Raw genomic sequence first — 15,251 nt, 5'->3', positions numbered from 1 at the left:
TCCAGGAGACACGTTATGGCCACCCTCGAGACCCTCGATCTTTCCGCAGGCTTCGCCGCCGATCTGGTACAGGCCACGCAAGCTGATGCCGTCACCGGTTACCGCCGCTTCCACCTCGGTGAATTCGCGTTCCAGCGCGACGAGTATTTCGTGAAAATCAGCTGGCCGGCGAAAGGCCAGACCCGCACGCACGCGATCCCCGCGGACGCATTCCTGCGCGCGATGATGCGCGACGTCGCGTGGGGCTTCTTCTACGGCTGGGTGAATTTCGATCACGTGTTCGGCACGCGCAATCACTACGGCAAGGTCGACGTCTATGCGGGCACGTTCAACGGGATCCTGAAGGAAGCCGGCGTCGACTACACCGAGACGTTCGAAACGCCGACGATCATGGCGACCTTCAAGGCGATGCTGCACGACTGGACCAACGAAGGCTTCGATCCGTTCGCGGCGCCGGAGGAAACCGGCACGGCGTTCGGGCGCAAGCACGGCGAGAACGGCTCGGCGATCGAACGCACGCGCATCGCGACGCGCCGCATGCCGGGCCTCGAAGGCGACTCGCCGCTGCGCGACGATCTGCCGGTGAACCGCGCGTTCCGCGACGTCGGCCAGGACGAGCCGGAAGTGCACGTGAAGCCGGGCTTCGAAGGCGAGCTGCACGCGTTCAACCTGTTCAAGTACCTGTCGCGTTCGGACGTGACGTGGAATCCGTCGGTCACGTCCGTGTGCGGGCGCAGCCTGTTCTGCCCGACCACCGAGGAATTCATCCTGCCGGTATTCCACGGCAACGACCGCGTCGAATGGTTCCTGCAACTGTCCGACGAAATCGTGTGGGACATCGGCGACAAGAACACCGGCGCACCGCGCGCGCGCGTCACGATGCGGGCCGGCGACATCTGCGCGATGCCCGCCGACATCCGGCATCAGGGCTACTCGACGAAGCGTTCGATGCTGCTGGTCTGGGAAAACGCGACGCCGGACCTTCCGCAGCGATACGAGAGCGGCGAGCTGGCGCCGTATCCGATCGAGTTCTGAGCCGCGTCGGCTCGCACAAGCACACCATCGAGGACGATTCATGCAAACCCAACTCTTCATCGACGGCCGTTTCGTCGACGCCGTCGAGCGCGGCACGATCGACGTGCTCAATCCGCACGACGGCTCGCTGATCGCGAAGATCGCCGCCGCCACCGCGGCGGACGTGGACCTGGCGGTCGAAGCCGCCACCCGCGCATTCCCGAAGTGGTCGGCGATGCCGGCGGCCGAGCGCGGCCGGCTGCTGCTGCGCCTCGCCGACGCGATCGAAGCCAACGCGGAGGAACTCGCGCAGCTCGAATCGCTGGACACCGGCCACCCGATCCGCGATTCGCGCGCGCTCGACGTGCCGCGCACGGCCGGCTGCTTCCGCTACTTCGGCGGCATGGCCGACAAGCTGCAGGGCTCGGTGATTCCGGTCGAAACCGGCTTCCTGAACTACGTGCAGCGCGCGCCGATCGGCGTCGTCGGCCAGATCGTGCCGTGGAATTTCCCGCTGATGTTCACGAGCTGGAAGATGGGTCCGGCGCTGGCGGCAGGCAATACGGTGGTGCTCAAGCCGTCGGAAATCACGCCGCTGTCGACGCTGCGGATCGTCGAACTGATGGCGGAAGTCGGGTTTCCCGAAGGCGTCGTCAATATCGTTCCCGGCTACGGTCATACGGCTGGTCAGCGTCTCGCCGAACACCCCGGTGTCGGGAAGATCGCGTTCACCGGTTCGACGGCGACGGGCCGCCGGATCGTCGAGGCCTCGCAGGGCAACCTGAAGCGCGTGCAGCTGGAACTCGGCGGCAAGGGCGCGAACATCGTGTTCGACGACGCGAACCTCGACGCCGCCATCAACGGCGCCGCGTGGGCGATCTTCCACAACCAGGGGCAGGCGTGCATCGCGGGTTCGCGTCTCGTCCTGCATGAACGCATCGCCGACGAATTCCTCGAGCGCTTCGTGTCGCTGGCGTCGTCGATCCGCGTCGGCAACCCGCTGGACCCGGACACCGAGATGGGCCCGCTGACGTCGAAGCAGCACCTCGACCGCGTGCTGTCGTTCGTCGACGTCGCGCGCGAGCAGGGCGGCCGCGTGCTCGCCGGCGGCGGCGCGCCGCAGGACGCGGCACTCGCGAACGGCTACTACGTGCGCCCGACCGTCATCGAGGCGAAGAGCGCCGCCGATCGCGTCGCGCAGGAGGAAGTGTTCGGCCCGTTCGTCACCGTGCTGCGCTTCGGCAGCGACGAGGAAGCGCTGGCGATCGCCAACGCGACCGAATACGGGCTCGGCAGCGGACTCTGGACCAACGATCTCTCCCGCGCGCACAGGATGGCGTCGCGGATCGACGCGGGCATGTGCTGGATCAACTGCTACAAGCGCGTCAATCCGGGCAGCCCGTTCGGCGGTATCGGCAAGTCGGGCTACGGCCGCGAGATGGGTTTCGAGGCGATGCACGACTATACGGAAGCGCGCTCGGTGTGGGTCAACGTCGACGGCAAGGTGCCGCCGCACTTCAAGCGCTGAGGCCGAGATGGAGCGCTTCGTCTATCAGGGAACGCCGTCCCGCGTCGTGTTCGAATGGGGCGCGCTCGAACGGCTGCCGGACGAGTTGTCCGCGCTCGGCGCGCAGCGGGCGCTGATTCTGTCGACGCCTGAGCAGCAGCCGCTCGCCGAACGCGTCCGGGACGTGCTCGGCGCGCGTGCGGCCGGCGTGTGCGCGCAGGCCGTGATGCACGTGCCGGTCGAGGTGGCGCGGGCCGCGCGCGAGAGGGCCGCCGAGCTGGGCGCGGACTGCTGCATCGCGATCGGCGGCGGCTCGACGATCGGGCTCGGCAAGGCGATTGCGCTCGAGTCGTCGCTGCCGATCCTCGCCGTGCCGACGACTTACGCGGGCTCGGAGATGACGCCGATCTTCGGCCTCACGGAAGGCCGGCTCAAGCGCACCGGACGCGATGCGCGCGTGCTGCCGCGTACGGTGCTGTATGACCCGTCCCTGACGCTGTCGCTGCCGCCGGGGATTTCCGCGGCGTCGGGCGTCAATGCGATGGCGCATGCGGTCGAGGCGCTCTACGCGGAAGATGCGAACCCGGTGATCAGCCTGATGGCCGAGGAGTCGATTCGTGCGCTCGGCGAAGCGCTGCCCGCGATCGTGCGCGCGCCCGACGACCGCGAGATGCGCAGCCGCGCGTTATATGGCGCATGGCTCGCCGGCACGTGCCTGGGTGCGGTCGGCATGGCGCTGCATCACAAGCTCTGTCATACGCTCGGCGGCACCTTCAACCTGCCGCACGCACAGACGCACGCCGCGATGCTGCCGCATACCGCGCACTACAACCATGCGGCGGCACCCGACGCGCTGCGCCGTGTCGCGCGGGCGCTGGGCGGCACCGACGCGGCCGACGCCGGCCCGCTGCTGTTCGGGTTGAATCGGCAACTGGGCTTGTCGGCGGCGCTGGCCGACATCGGAATGCCGGAAGCGGGCCTCGACGAAGCCGCCGACCTCGCCTGCCGGAATCCGTACGCGAATCCGCGGCCGATCGAACGCGCGCCGATCCGCGAATTGCTTCAGCATGCGTGGGAAGGGCGCGAGCCGCATTGAGCGGCCGGCTGCATACAAAGGAGACGAACGTGACGAATGATCATCATGATGACGGCGACACTCGGCTGACCGAGCAGGTCGTCGCCAGCTTCGACGGTACGCCGAACCCGCGCTTGCGCGTGCTGATGCAGAGCCTCGTGCGGCACCTGCATGCGTTCGTCCGCGAAACGGAGCTGACCGAGGCCGAGTGGATGGCCGCGATTCGCTTCCTGACCGAAACCGGGCAGATGTGCGACGACGTCGTGCGCCAGGAATTCATCCTGCTGTCGGACACGCTCGGCGTGTCGATGCTGGTCGATGCGATCAACCATCGCTTCGCCACCGGTGCGACGGAAACGACCGTGTTCGGCCCGTTCTACATCGAGGGCATGCCCGAGCGCGCGTATGGCGAGAACATGGCGTTCACGCCCGGCACGCCGGTCGTCGTGCATGGCCGCGTGCTCACTACCGACGGCGCGCCGGTGCGGGACGCCGTGCTCGACGTGTGGCAGACCGCCGAAAACGGCATGTATTCCGGGCAGGACAAGGCGCAGCCGCACGGCAACCTGCGCGGCCGCTACCGGACCGATGCCGAAGGCCGCTACGCGATCACGACGATCCTGCCGGTCAGCTATCCGATTCCGACCGACGGCCCGGTCGGGAAGATGCTCGACGCCACCGGGCGCCATCCGTGGCGGCCTGCGCATCTGCATTTCATGATCGATGCGCCGGGCTATCGCAAGCTCGTCACGCATCTGTTCGACGAGGATGACGCGTATCTGCAGTCGGATGCCGTCTTCGGCGTGAAGCCGTCGCTGATGGTCGCCTATCGCCCGCGTGCGGCGGGTGATGAGCTCGCGCGTCGGGTCGGGTTGAGCGGCCCGTATCGCGAGGCGACGTATGACTTCGTGCTCGACCGGAGCTGACCGACATGGCGCGATTCTTTGCGGTGTTCGCGACGGACCAGCCCGGCATGCGCGAGGTGCGCGACCGCGTGCGGGCTACGCATCGGACTTACCTGCGTTCCGCCGCGCAGCACGGCGTGTATGTGCGGCTCGGCGGGCCGACGCTCGATCCGCAGGGCGACGCGATGAACGGCACGCTGCTCGTCGTCGAGGCGGACGACATCGATGCGGTGATGCAGTTCGTCGGCAACGATCCGTATGTGAAGGAAGGGCTGTTCTCGCGGGTCGAGGTGCGTCCGTGGGACTGGAGCCTCGGCAATCCCGAGCGGAGAGCGTGAATCATGGGTGCCACGCAACTCTGTCGCTTCGCCGATGTGCCGGATGGTGGCGCGCGGGTCGTCGATGAGGCGTGCATCGGACGTCCCGTCATCGTCGTGCGGCGTGGGGCGCAGGTGTGGGCTTACGTGAATCGTTGCCCGCATTTCTCGGTTCCGCTCGATTTCGTGCCGGGTAGCGTTTCCTGTTATCGATCTCAGGTGCTGATGTGCGCGCATCACAGTGCGCTGTTCCGGTTCGACGACGGTGTGTGTATCGACGGGCCGTGTTCGGGTGCCGGGCTGGAAGCCGTGGCCGTCGAGGTGGATGCGGCGGCGTGGGTGATTTGCCGGAGCGCCTGAATCGGCGGACGGGCCGATCGCATCAGGCTGGATGAAATCGGAAGTGCGCGGGATTTCATTCGTTCTGGCCAATAAGTAAAACTAAATGAATTTCATTATGCCGGCCCGGATGAAAGCCTGATCCGGATGGGGGAAGGTGTTGTTTCACGAAGCATGGGCGGATTGTTCGCGACGTAGCGGGCGACCGGCTCGAATTTCAAAAAAGACGGAGACGCAATGAAGCTCAGGTTTGGAGTATTCGCGATGCTGGCCATCGCGCAGGGTGCGTATGCACAGAGCAGCGTGACCATGTTCGGTCTGATCGACAGCGGCATCTCGTATGTCAGCAACGAGGGCGGCGGGAAGAACGTCAAGTTCGACGACGGCATCTTCACGCCGAACCTGTTCGGCTTTCGCGGCACGGAAGATCTCGGCGGCGGATACCACGCGACGTTCGCGCTCGTGAACCAGTTCTCGATGGCGAACGGCAGCATCATCGGGACCGGGATCTTCGGACGTAATGCATACGTGGGCATCGAGAGCGACCGGTTCGGCAGCGTCAGGCTCGGGAATCAGTACGACTTCATGGTGGATTCCCTGTTTGCGAAGGGGAACGCGATTTCGATGGACATCACGGGGCTGTACGGATTCCGGAACGGCCCGTTCCAGCGTCTCGCGCTGCCCGGTAATCCGACCGGTGCGTTCGACTGGGACCGCACGGCAGGCAGCAAGCCGGTCGCGAATTCGGTCAAATACAGTTCGCCGACGGTCGCGGGGTTGTCGGGCGGTGTGATGTATGCGTTCGGCGGCGTGGCCGGTTCCATCGGCGCGGACAATGCCGTGAGCGCGGGCTTGAACTACGAAGTCGGCGCGTTCGGCATCGGTGCCGCATATACGAACGAGAAGTACGGCCCGGCGCCCGGCGCGCCGTCGACCAGCGTACGCAACTGGGGCGTCGGGATGCACTACGACTTCGGTGCGGTGAGCGCGAAGGCGCTGCTGACCACCGTGCACAATTCGTTCAACGATGCCGGCGTGTGGATGGCCGAGGCCGGCGGCGTGTGGCGGATCAGGCCGGACGTCTTTCTCGGCGCGAAGTACATGTACATGAAGGGCAACGAAGCCGTGAACGACAACCATGCGCATCAGGTCAGCGTCGCGCTTCAATACCTGTTCACGAAGCGGACGATGGTCTATGTGTCCGCCGATTATCAACGCGCGAACAGCGGCGCGAACGCGCAGATCAACGGCGTGCTCGATCCGAACGGGGCGTCGAGTTCAGCGAGTCAGGCCGTGGCGCGGGTCGGGCTGCATACGATGTTCTGAGCGGTGCGGTGCGCTGGTTTGTCAGCGTCCGGAAGCGGCGGGCGGAACCTGTGCCAGGGTCCGCCCTGCACGTGATTACTTCATTGATGCGGCTGCCGCCTTGGCTTTGTCCTGCTCCGCTGCCAGCGCCGCATCCGCCGCCTGCGCACGCTGAATCGCCGGGCGCGCCAGCACGCGATCGATGTACGCGCGAATGAGCGGCGTTTCGGGTACGAGCTTGAACATCGTCGTCCAGTTCAGTGCCGAGCCCCACAGCACGTCGACCGCCGTGAAGCGCTCGCCCAGCAGGTAGGGCCCCTTTGCCAGTTGCGCGTCGATCGCGTTGATGACGGTATCGAAGTCGCCGTAGGGCGACGTGGAGTAGGCCGCGGGCGGACGATTCATCGAGCGGTCGACGATGGCCGGCTCGAAGCACGAACCATAGAAGGTCATCCAGCGCAGATACGGGCCGCGCAGCGCGTCGCCCGGTGCCGGCGACAGGCCGGCTTCCGGATACAGTTCCGCCGCGTACAGGTAGACGGCGGCCTGCTCGGTCACGATCGCGTCGCCGTGGCGCAGCGCGGGCACCTTGCCCAGCGGGTTGATGGCGAGGTATTCGGCTTCGTGATGTTTGCCGGTGGAGAGATCGAACGCGTGCAGTTCGTAGTCGGCGCCCAGTTCCTCGAGCAGCATCCGCGCGCCGGCCGAGCGGCTGCGCGGGGAGTGGAACAGGGTCAAGTGGCGGTCTTGCGGCATCGTGGGCTCCGGTGTGCATTCGGGACAGGCCGCCCAATATAGGACGGCCGCGCGGCTTCGTCTTGGAAAAATCCGCTGCGGCGGTGCATCATCACGCAGTCACCTCAACGGTTCGTCACCATGGCCGACTTGCGTAACGTGACCGAGACGCCCAAAGGCGTCGTCGGCCCGAAAGCCTTCAATCAGCGCTTCCGCCTGAATCGCTATTACCCGTGTGCCGATCTGGCCGGGGTGCTGGATCACCACTGGATCGTCGAATGGGATCTGCGCGACCAGCCGCCGTATGTGCAGCGCACGCTGCCGTATCCGTGCGTGAATCTGGTGTTCGACCGGCGGCAGACGGGGATTTTCGGTGTGGTGTCGGGGGCGTTCGAGACGACGTTGGCCGGGGCCGGGCGGGTGATCGGCTTGCGGTTCCGGCCGGGGGCGTTTCGGGCGTTCTTTGGCAAGCCGGTGCATTTGTCGACCGACAAGGTGCTGCCGGTGTCGACGCTGCTCGATTGCGGCGACGCGCAAGCCGAGGACGCCGTGCTCGGTGCCGAGGATGATGCCGGGATGGTGGCGGCTGCGGAGGCGCTGCTGTTGCGGGTGCTGCCGCCGGCCGACCCGCAGGTCGAACGTATTCATGGCATTTTGCAGATGCTGCAGCAGGATATCGGGCTCACGCAGGTGCGCGATCTGGCCGAGCGTGCGGGGGTGAGCGAGCGCACGCTGCAACAGCTCTTTTCCGACTATGTGGGCGTGACACCGAAGTGGGTGATCTGTCGTTATCGTCTGCATGAGGCTGCGGACAAGCTCGCCGGCGGCGAGGCGGTCGATCTCGCGGAACTGGCGCATGCGTTGGGGTATTTCGACCAGGCGCATTTCACGCGCGATTTTCGCAAGCTGGTGGGGAAGGCGCCGGCGGAGTATCGGCGGGAGGATCGGCAGGGGTGAGGTTGCGGATGAGCGGGCGTTGGCCTGCTTTCGGGCTGACAATGAACCGGCGAAGGGGCGCTCAGGGCATCGGTGAATTTCAAACAATGGATGCGTTGCCTATCATTCCACCCTATAGTGCTCGTCGTTGACCGATCCGCAAGAAAATCAGGAGCCTTCGTGTTTCATCGGAAATCCAAGTTGGGGCGTTCGAGCTTCGCGTGCGTCGTCGCTTTGACGATGATCCTGGCGCCCGTCGCGGCGCATGCAGAGGCGGAGGCCGTCGACGGCACGACGCACGTCGCGCCTGCTGCCGATCACGACGCGTCGCCCGCACGACCGATCGTCGGCGACGACGCGGTTGCCATTCGGGATGCCCTGAAGAAGCTGCACATCAGCCCCGCGCCGCCTTCCTTGAGCGACCGGGTTCGCGGCCTGGTCTCCGACGCAACCGACCGGTATGCCCCGAATCCCGACCTGGCGGCCGTCGGCCTGGATCGCGACGTGACGTTCGTGGTGCCGGTGCAGTACGGGCTGAGGTACCGGTCGCAGCGGCACCTGTTGACGCTGGACGTCGACCTGTTCGACGCGGAGCACGGCGACCGGACGGGCATCCTGCTCCGGAAGGTCACGAAGGGGCCGCGAGGGCGAGGGCTCGTGATCGCCCCCGAAGCGAAGGCGAAAGGGTACATCCAGCAGATCGACATCATCGAACTCGATTCCGGGCATGGGAAAAAGACCACGGTTCGCAGCCGGATGCGGATTTCGCCCGCCGTGTACGCTCAAGCGCATGGCGACTTCGCGCTCGTCTTTTCCGGGCGGCTGGTTCGGCCTTATCTGACCGAGCAAGTCGAGCATGCCGATCCGAGTATCGACGAGCCGACGGACATTACGACCCGGATCTCCAGGGTGCATATGGATATCAATGCGATCTCGCTGGTGAGTCCGTCGAGCGGGGTTGTGTTGGCGAAGAAGCTGAAGTTGTCGAAGTAGGGGGGGCGTGGGCGGGGCGGGGATGGTGACCGGCTTGCGGGGCGCACGCATGCTCAAATTTTGGCGTTGCGCAATCTCAGCGCGTTCGAGATGACCGAGGCTGAGCTCAGGCTCATCGCCAATGCCGCGATCATCGGCGACAGCAGCAGCCCCGTGAACGGGTAAAGTGCCCCGGCCGCCAACGGGACCCCGAGCGCGTTGTAAACGAACGCGAAGCCAAGATTCTGTTTCATGTTCGCGACGGTTGCCTCGGACAGCGCTCGAGCACGCGCGATACCGCGCAAGTCGCCCTTGACGAGCGTCACCTGAGCGCTGCTCATTGCCACATCCGTGCCTGTTCCCATGGCCACGCCGACATCGGCCTTGGCGAGCGCGGGGGCGTCGTTTATGCCGTCGCCAGCCATCGCGACGACATGCCGAGCTTGCTGAAGCCGCGTCACCAGATCGAGCTTGTCGGCAGGCTTCACCTCGCCATGGAATTCGTCGACGCCGAGTTTCCCGGCCACGGCCTTGGCAGTGACCACTCCGTCACCGGTCGCCATCACGACTCGGATACCGTTCTCCTTCAATGTCGAAAGTGCCTCTGGCGTGGTCGCCTTTATCGGGTCAGCGACCGCCAGCAGTCCGGCCAAACTGCCATCGACTGCCAAGTACATGACGCTCGCGCCTTGCGCACGCAGGCTGTCCGCCTCCCTGGACAGCGATTCGACGGATACGGCGTCGGTCTGCATCAGCGCGGTGTTGCCAAGTGCAAGTCGCCTGCCAGCGACGACTCCTCTCACGCCGATACCCGTAGCGGATTCGAAATTTTCCGTGCGGTCCAAAGTCAGCTTCTTCTCGCGGGCTGCCGCAACGATGGCTGCGGCAAGCGGATGCTCGCTGCCTTGGTCGAGACTCGCCGCCAGGCGAAGCACGTCGTCGGTCGTGTATCCGTTTGTGCCTACGGCCTGCTCGAACGCAGGACGCCCCTCGGTCAGCGTCCCCGTCTTGTCGACAATGAGCACGTCGACCTTGCGCAAATTTTCAATCGCGGCGGCATCGCGAAAGAGAATCCCGGTCGTGGCTCCTTTGCCGCTTGCGACCATGATGGACATGGGCGTCGCAAGGCCCAGCGCGCAGGGGCACGCAATGATGAGCACCGCCACCGCATTGATGAGACCGAACACCCAACTGGGCTCAGGCCCAAAGATGCCCCACACGAGGAAGGTCAGGAGAGCGACGCTGACGACCCCGACGACAAACACGCCGGCCACCTTGTCGGCCATGCGCTGCATGGGCGCACGGGAGCGCTGCGCCTGCGCGACCATCTGCACGATTTGCGACAGGACGGTCTGGGCGCCGACCTTTTCCGAGCGGATGACGAGACTGCCTGTCGCGTTCATCGTTGCGCCGATGACGTGGTCGCCAACGCGCTTCGTGACGGGAATGGGCTCGCCGGTAATCATGGACTCGTCGAGCGAACTCGTGCCGTCCGTCACCACGCCGTCCGCGGGGACTTTCTCGCCCGGCCGTACGCGAAGCAGGTCTCCCACATGAACATGGGACAACGGAATGTCTGCTTCGGAACCGTCCGGGTTGATGCGCCGCGCGGTCTTGGGTGCGAGCCCGAGGAGTGCCTTGATGGCGGCGGACGTTTGCGAGCGGGCCTTCAGTTCGAGCAACTGCCCGAGAAGCGTCAGCGAAATGATGACTGCCGCCGCCTCGAAATACACGCCGACCCGGCCGTGCGCGCTGTACGTTTCGGGAAACACGCCGGGGAAGAGGGTGGCGATGACACTGTAGATATAGGCCGCGCCTGTCCCGAGCCCGATGAGCGTCCACATGTTGGGGCTGCGGTTCATGAATGAGCGCACGCACCGCTCGAAAAACGGCAGGCCTGCCCACAGGACGACCGGCGTAGAGAGGATGAACTCACCCCAGCTTTCGGTGCCGGCGTCCATCAATCGTAGGCGATGGCCAAACATTGCCAGCACGAAAACGATCGCGGTCAGTGGCAACGTCCACCAGAATCGGCGTCGGAAATCGACCAGTTCCGGATTCTCGCCTTCGTCGACGCTGGGCAGAATCGGTTCCAGCGTCATGCCGCACTTCGGGCATTGCCCGGGATGGTCCTGTCGAATTTCCGGGTGCATCGGGCACGTGTAAATGGTGCCCTCGGGCAGTGCTTGCGGCTGCTCGATGGTCGAAGGCCCAACGTACCTGGACGGCGCAGCCTCGAATTTCGTCAAGCAAGCCTGGCTGCAGAACGTGTACCACTTGCCATTGTGTTCGCGGCGCAAGCGTGACTCATCGGTCGCTGTCATTCCGCAGACGGGGTCGCGAAGCGGATCCGTGGAGCGTACGTGTTTGTCCTGGTCATCATGGTGATGAGCATGCATGTCGTGTCCATGCCCGGCGGAAGGGGCGTGCTCGTCCGTCTCACGACCGTGATGTTCGTCCGATGACAAGTGCCCGGACATCCTTTGGTGATGAAGTTCGTCTTCGCCGGGTTGGCCGCTCATTTGACGCTCCTTTGCTCACCCGCTCCGTTTCCATCGAGGCTCGTCGCCCTGCGCGTTCGATATTGACGTGACGGCCGTGTGCATAGGACATAGAACAGCACAACCGTGGCTGAAAGCGTCGCGCCAGTCTTGAAGGGGTTTCATGGCAGCCTCCTCATCCCGGAAGATTGCGATCGAGTTTGGCAGTGCCAGCTACGGGTGAGCTGCCTGAAATCAATGCACTTGAGCCGGGCGTTTTCCAAACAAGCTGGGTACGAAGCGCGGCGTGTGTGCCGCGTATTCACGCCACGCAGTGCCGAACCGCGCCTCCGAATCATGCTCCTCTTGTATGGCTAGTCGAACGTACATGAAAACGAGAATGGGGAACATGGCCAAAGTCACGAGCGTGGGCCATTGGAGCAGGAAACCCAGCATGATTACGACGAACCCGACGTACTGAGGATGCCTGATTTTCGCGTAGGGTCCGGTGGTCGCCAGCTCCTTGCCACGCTGAGCTTCATACAGTACGTGCCACGCTGTGGACAGCAAGTAGAAGCCGCCCAGTATGAAGAAGAAGCTGAGAAGATGCGGAAGTCCGCCATGCGGGTCGCCGTGCCTGCCGGTCAAGGTCCACCAGAGGTGCCCTGCATCGTGGGATAGCAAATTCGTGTGCGGAAATCGCGTCTGCAACCAGCCCGATAGCAAGTAGACGGTGAGCGGAAACCCGTACATTTCTGCGAATAGCGCGACGATGAAGGCGGAGAATCCACCGAACGTTCGCCAGTCCCGCTTTGTCGCTGGCTTGAAGAAGCTGAACGCGAAGATGATGAAGACGAGAGAATTGATAGCTACGAGGCTCCACAGGCCGTAACCGTCACCGATGCTGGTCATGACCGTCTCCCGAATGAGGGCGCCTGCCGGTCGATTTCGTCCCGTCGTTCCTGTGTCCGTGGTGCATGAACAGATGCATCAGCGGGCACGAGAGCAACAGCAGATATGGCAAGACGCCAAGGAAGTGGGCGCGGTGTTCGGAAAGCAGGAGGAATAGCGCTATTGCAGTGAATGCTACGAGTGCAATGGCTGACCGTGATTTCCAGAACGGCCGGGCACCATGCGAGCTGTCATCCATGGTTGTCTCCCGTTTCGTATCGTCTCACTTCTCGGCCGGATGCTCTTGCGCAGCCTGACGGTCCATCATTGCCTGCATCATCATTTGCATCATATCCATGCGCATTTCCATACTCTCGTGCCGCGACGACATCGGCATACCGGACGAGCGAGCGCCCATCATCTCCATCATGCTCATGCCGTTTTGCATGACTTTCATTTGCTCGTCCATCAGGGCGGCGCGTTCTTGAGGCGTCTTCGCGTTCATCATCTTTTCATGCATGGCGCGCATGGCCTGCATCTGGTCGTCCGCCTCGCGGATTGACTTGTTCGGCGCTTTTGCGGCTGCCTTATTCGGATGATGGGCATCGTGAGCTGCATTGTCGGCGGCCGCCGGCGTGCCGGCGATTGCAACGGCACTGACCATGCCGAGCGTCGCAATCGCGATTGCGAGTTTGTGCGGGGATGCCATCTTGTTCTCCATGAGCATGGTTCTTCAGAGCCGGTCGAACCCTGAAACCACTCTATGCTGACGCTCCTTCGATGGCTTGACGTGGCTCAACGAATCACGCGCCGAATTCTTCATATGTAGCGCGGCCGTGGAGCCGACATGCGCCCGAGACGGTGCATCGCTCCGGGACCGTTCATCAGCAAGAATCGGCTGTACCGTTTGTATCGTGAGGAAGGGCTGTCGCTGCGCTACAGACCAAATCGCAAGCGACGTGCACAGATGAGCCGCCCGGCACGTGCAAAGTCGACGGCGGCAAATCAGGCGTGGAGTTTGGACTTCGTCGCCGACCAGCTTTCGAACGGCCAGAGGTTCCGCGCGCTGACCATCATCGACGTCTTTACGCGCGAAGCACTAGCCATCGATGTTGGCCAGCGACTGAGCGCTTCAGATGTCGTGCGTGCACTGGATGAATTGAGGAGCAAACGCGGAGCGCCGCGCACGCTGTTTTGTGACAACGGCTCGGAATTTACGAGTCAGGTGATGGACCTGTGGGCTTACCATCACAAGGTCGAGATTGCCTTCAGCCGGCCCGGCAAGCCAACGGATAACGCATTCGTGGAGTCATTCAACGGCACGCTACGCGATGAATGCCTGAACGTGCACTGGTTCACATCGCTGGCCGACGCCAGGGAGCAGATTGAGCGATGGCGGGTCGAATACAACGAGAGTCGGCCTCACAGGGCTCTCGGTGAAGTGCCGCCTGCCGAATACGTCCGTCAGTTGGGCCTGCAGGCCCAACTGACGGACCAACAGAACGCCGAAGACTAACATTGCCTTTGGCACTGAAAACCGGGACCGTTCAAAAACGAACTTTACTAGACTCCGGCTGGCCCTGTTTGCAGGGGGCAGGTCACTCCCGCGTCGGTCGGACTACTCGACTCGAGCAAGCGTGGCGGACGTCGCCTCGCTGGCGGAGCAGGTCGCGTCAAAGGAAAGCACTCCGCCCCAATTGCAAATGACGGCCAACCGCTAGAGTGTCAAGGCGGCAAGGCGCTACCGAAGTATAGCTTGCAGACCAACGCATGTTGCAGCAGCATAAGGAACTATGACCGTTCCCGTAACAGGAGACAACCCCTATTACGGGAACGCAGCGCTGTCAGCTCCCTTATGCTCGAAACCTCGGCCGCTATTTTTATCGATGACAACAGTTAAGCTATGCGCACTTTGTGGGCGTGAGAAACCTCTACGAGATAGTCATTTTATCCCCAAACATGTCTATCGGCGGCTTGCTGCTATGGCATCTCGAGAGTCGGCCGGACTAATGATGAATTCGGGGGGCGCCGCCTTCAAGTTGGGACGCCAAATCACTCAATATTTGCTCTGCGCATGTTGCGAGACGCGATTCTCAAAAAATGGTGAGGATTATTTTGCCGACGTCGCAATGCAAAGGCCAGGACAGATTCCGCCAGTGCTGCTTCGAGTTCTCTCGGTAAATCTCAATCCATTCCGACACAGGATACCATATCGCCGATTTAGTTTCGGTAGTGGATTGTTCGACGGTGAGGGTGGCAAGGGTATTGATTCAAGGTCAATATACTATTTCGCAATCAGCTTGTTCTGGAGAGGCGGCCTTGATGGTTGGCGGTTCCATCAGAAAGTTGAGTATGAGGATGGCCTTCTGGACGCGATGGGGCGGTTCCTCTTGGGGGGGGGCTATGTCTCTGGGTACATCGTCAGAGTCATTCCGTCGATATTTCACTACAAGTGGGGTTTTGTTCTGCCAAATTTTCGGAAAGGAGTTCCATTTTTTAACATTGGCTCATTTGATTTTTATCTGGAAAGACGTTCAAGTCGGACCTTAATGCGAGGTGCGCCTTTCGATGTGCCTATTTTTTATACGATTGATATTGTTGAATCAATTTCGTCGCATCTGGAAATGACGGGTGCCATCAGGTCGGCCAAAAAGACGAAGGCATTGGATGGAAAGGATGACTTGATAAGTTGGTAAGGTATAGTTAGGTTAGGCTCGCGGTATGTTCGACTGGTTGTGGGTTGGGTTTACACTGCGTTTCGTGGCGACTTGCGTC

15 protein-coding genes and 1 pseudogene are annotated in these 15,251 nt (G+C 63.0%); 11 read left to right on the top strand and 5 right to left on the bottom strand.

The genetic code is table 11. The features are described from left to right. The first annotated feature begins 15 nt into the window (after positions 1 to 15). The 7 genes from U4Y91_RS01555 to U4Y91_RS01525 all read left to right on the top strand — a co-directional run bounded on the left by U4Y91_RS01555 (position 16) and on the right by U4Y91_RS01525 (position 6,483). A complete protein-coding gene (locus U4Y91_RS01555) occupies positions 16 to 1,035 on the top strand; it encodes a hydroxyquinol 1,2-dioxygenase (protein ID WP_321802776.1) in 1,020 nt (339 codons plus the stop codon). Positions 1,036 to 1,075: 40 nt separating this feature from the next. After that, positions 1,076 to 2,542 carry an aldehyde dehydrogenase family protein gene (locus U4Y91_RS01550; protein ID WP_321802774.1) on the top strand — a complete coding sequence of 489 codons (1,467 nt, stop codon included), beginning with the start codon at positions 1,076 to 1,078 and terminating at the stop codon, positions 2,540 to 2,542. A 7-nt stretch (positions 2,543 to 2,549) separates the two neighbouring features. Then, entirely contained in the window at positions 2,550 to 3,617 is a 1,068-nt protein-coding gene (locus U4Y91_RS01545; RefSeq protein ID WP_321802773.1) for a maleylacetate reductase, read from the top strand. A 29-nt stretch (positions 3,618 to 3,646) separates the two neighbouring features. Continuing rightward, entirely contained in the window at positions 3,647 to 4,522 is an 876-nt protein-coding gene (locus tag U4Y91_RS01540; protein ID WP_321802771.1) for an intradiol ring-cleavage dioxygenase, read from the top strand. 5 nt (positions 4,523 to 4,527) lie between these two features. Then, positions 4,528 to 4,839: a YciI family protein gene (locus tag U4Y91_RS01535; RefSeq protein WP_044848341.1), complete on the top strand. Its 312-nt coding sequence runs from the start codon at positions 4,528 to 4,530 to the stop codon at positions 4,837 to 4,839. A gap of 3 nt (positions 4,840 to 4,842) precedes the next feature. Then, the gene (locus U4Y91_RS01530; protein WP_321802770.1) at positions 4,843 to 5,178 is read left to right on the top strand and encodes a Rieske (2Fe-2S) protein; all 336 of its coding nucleotides are present in this window, start codon (positions 4,843 to 4,845) and stop codon (positions 5,176 to 5,178) included. Between the two features lie 216 nt (positions 5,179 to 5,394). After that, the gene (locus tag U4Y91_RS01525) at positions 5,395 to 6,483 is read left to right on the top strand and encodes a porin (RefSeq protein ID WP_321802769.1); all 1,089 of its coding nucleotides are present in this window, start codon (positions 5,395 to 5,397) and stop codon (positions 6,481 to 6,483) included. A 75-nt stretch (positions 6,484 to 6,558) separates the two neighbouring features. On the opposite strand, the gene U4Y91_RS01520 is transcribed toward U4Y91_RS01525, so the two are convergent. Further along, positions 6,559 to 7,218, bottom strand: a complete 660-nt coding sequence (locus U4Y91_RS01520) for a glutathione S-transferase family protein (protein ID WP_321802767.1) — start codon at positions 7,216 to 7,218, stop codon at positions 6,559 to 6,561. Positions 7,219 to 7,338: 120 nt separating this feature from the next. Between U4Y91_RS01520 and U4Y91_RS01515 the strand changes: the two genes are divergently transcribed. After that, positions 7,339 to 8,154, top strand: a complete 816-nt coding sequence (locus U4Y91_RS01515) for a DUF6597 domain-containing transcriptional factor (RefSeq protein WP_321802765.1) — start codon at positions 7,339 to 7,341, stop codon at positions 8,152 to 8,154. A gap of 159 nt (positions 8,155 to 8,313) precedes the next feature. Next, on the top strand, positions 8,314 to 9,126 hold the full coding sequence (locus U4Y91_RS01510) for a hypothetical protein (protein ID WP_321802764.1): 813 nt from the start codon (positions 8,314 to 8,316) through the stop codon (positions 9,124 to 9,126). Positions 9,127 to 9,179: 53 nt separating this feature from the next. On the opposite strand, the gene U4Y91_RS01505 is transcribed toward U4Y91_RS01510, so the two are convergent. The 4 genes from U4Y91_RS01505 to U4Y91_RS01490 all read right to left on the bottom strand — a co-directional run bounded on the left by U4Y91_RS01505 (position 9,180) and on the right by U4Y91_RS01490 (position 13,197). Further along, positions 9,180 to 11,627: a heavy metal translocating P-type ATPase gene (locus U4Y91_RS01505; RefSeq protein WP_415750436.1), complete on the bottom strand. Its 2,448-nt coding sequence runs from the start codon at positions 11,625 to 11,627 to the stop codon at positions 9,180 to 9,182. Between the two features lie 213 nt (positions 11,628 to 11,840). Continuing rightward, on the bottom strand, positions 11,841 to 12,497 hold the full coding sequence (locus U4Y91_RS01500) for an isoprenylcysteine carboxylmethyltransferase family protein (protein ID WP_321802762.1): 657 nt from the start codon (positions 12,495 to 12,497) through the stop codon (positions 11,841 to 11,843). Beyond that, positions 12,481 to 12,735 carry a DUF2933 domain-containing protein gene (locus U4Y91_RS01495; RefSeq protein WP_321802761.1) on the bottom strand — a complete coding sequence of 85 codons (255 nt, stop codon included), beginning with the start codon at positions 12,733 to 12,735 and terminating at the stop codon, positions 12,481 to 12,483. The genes U4Y91_RS01500 and U4Y91_RS01495 overlap by 17 nt, the downstream gene beginning before the upstream one ends. 24 nt (positions 12,736 to 12,759) lie before the next feature. Then, positions 12,760 to 13,197, bottom strand: a complete 438-nt coding sequence (locus U4Y91_RS01490) for a hypothetical protein (RefSeq protein WP_321802760.1) — start codon at positions 13,195 to 13,197, stop codon at positions 12,760 to 12,762. Between the two features lie 162 nt (positions 13,198 to 13,359). On the opposite strand from U4Y91_RS01490, the pseudogene U4Y91_RS01485 reads away from it, so the two are divergent. Both U4Y91_RS01485 and U4Y91_RS01480 read left to right on the top strand, forming a co-directional pair. Further along, positions 13,360 to 13,992 (top strand): annotated as a pseudogene (locus tag U4Y91_RS01485) (IS3-like element ISBvi7 family transposase); the annotation flags it as partial. Between the two features lie 277 nt (positions 13,993 to 14,269). After that, positions 14,270 to 15,172 (top strand): hypothetical protein, encoded by a 903-nt coding sequence (locus U4Y91_RS01480; protein WP_321802759.1) that lies wholly within the window; start codon positions 14,270 to 14,272, stop codon positions 15,170 to 15,172. The last annotated feature ends 79 nt before the right edge of the window (positions 15,173 to 15,251 follow it).

Source organism: Burkholderia sp. BCC1993 (genome assembly GCF_905339865.1).
Taxonomy (GTDB): Bacteria; Pseudomonadota; Gammaproteobacteria; order Burkholderiales; family Burkholderiaceae; genus Burkholderia.
Note: the sequence above shows the minus strand (reverse complement) of the source record. Positions and strands in the feature narration are given on the sequence as shown.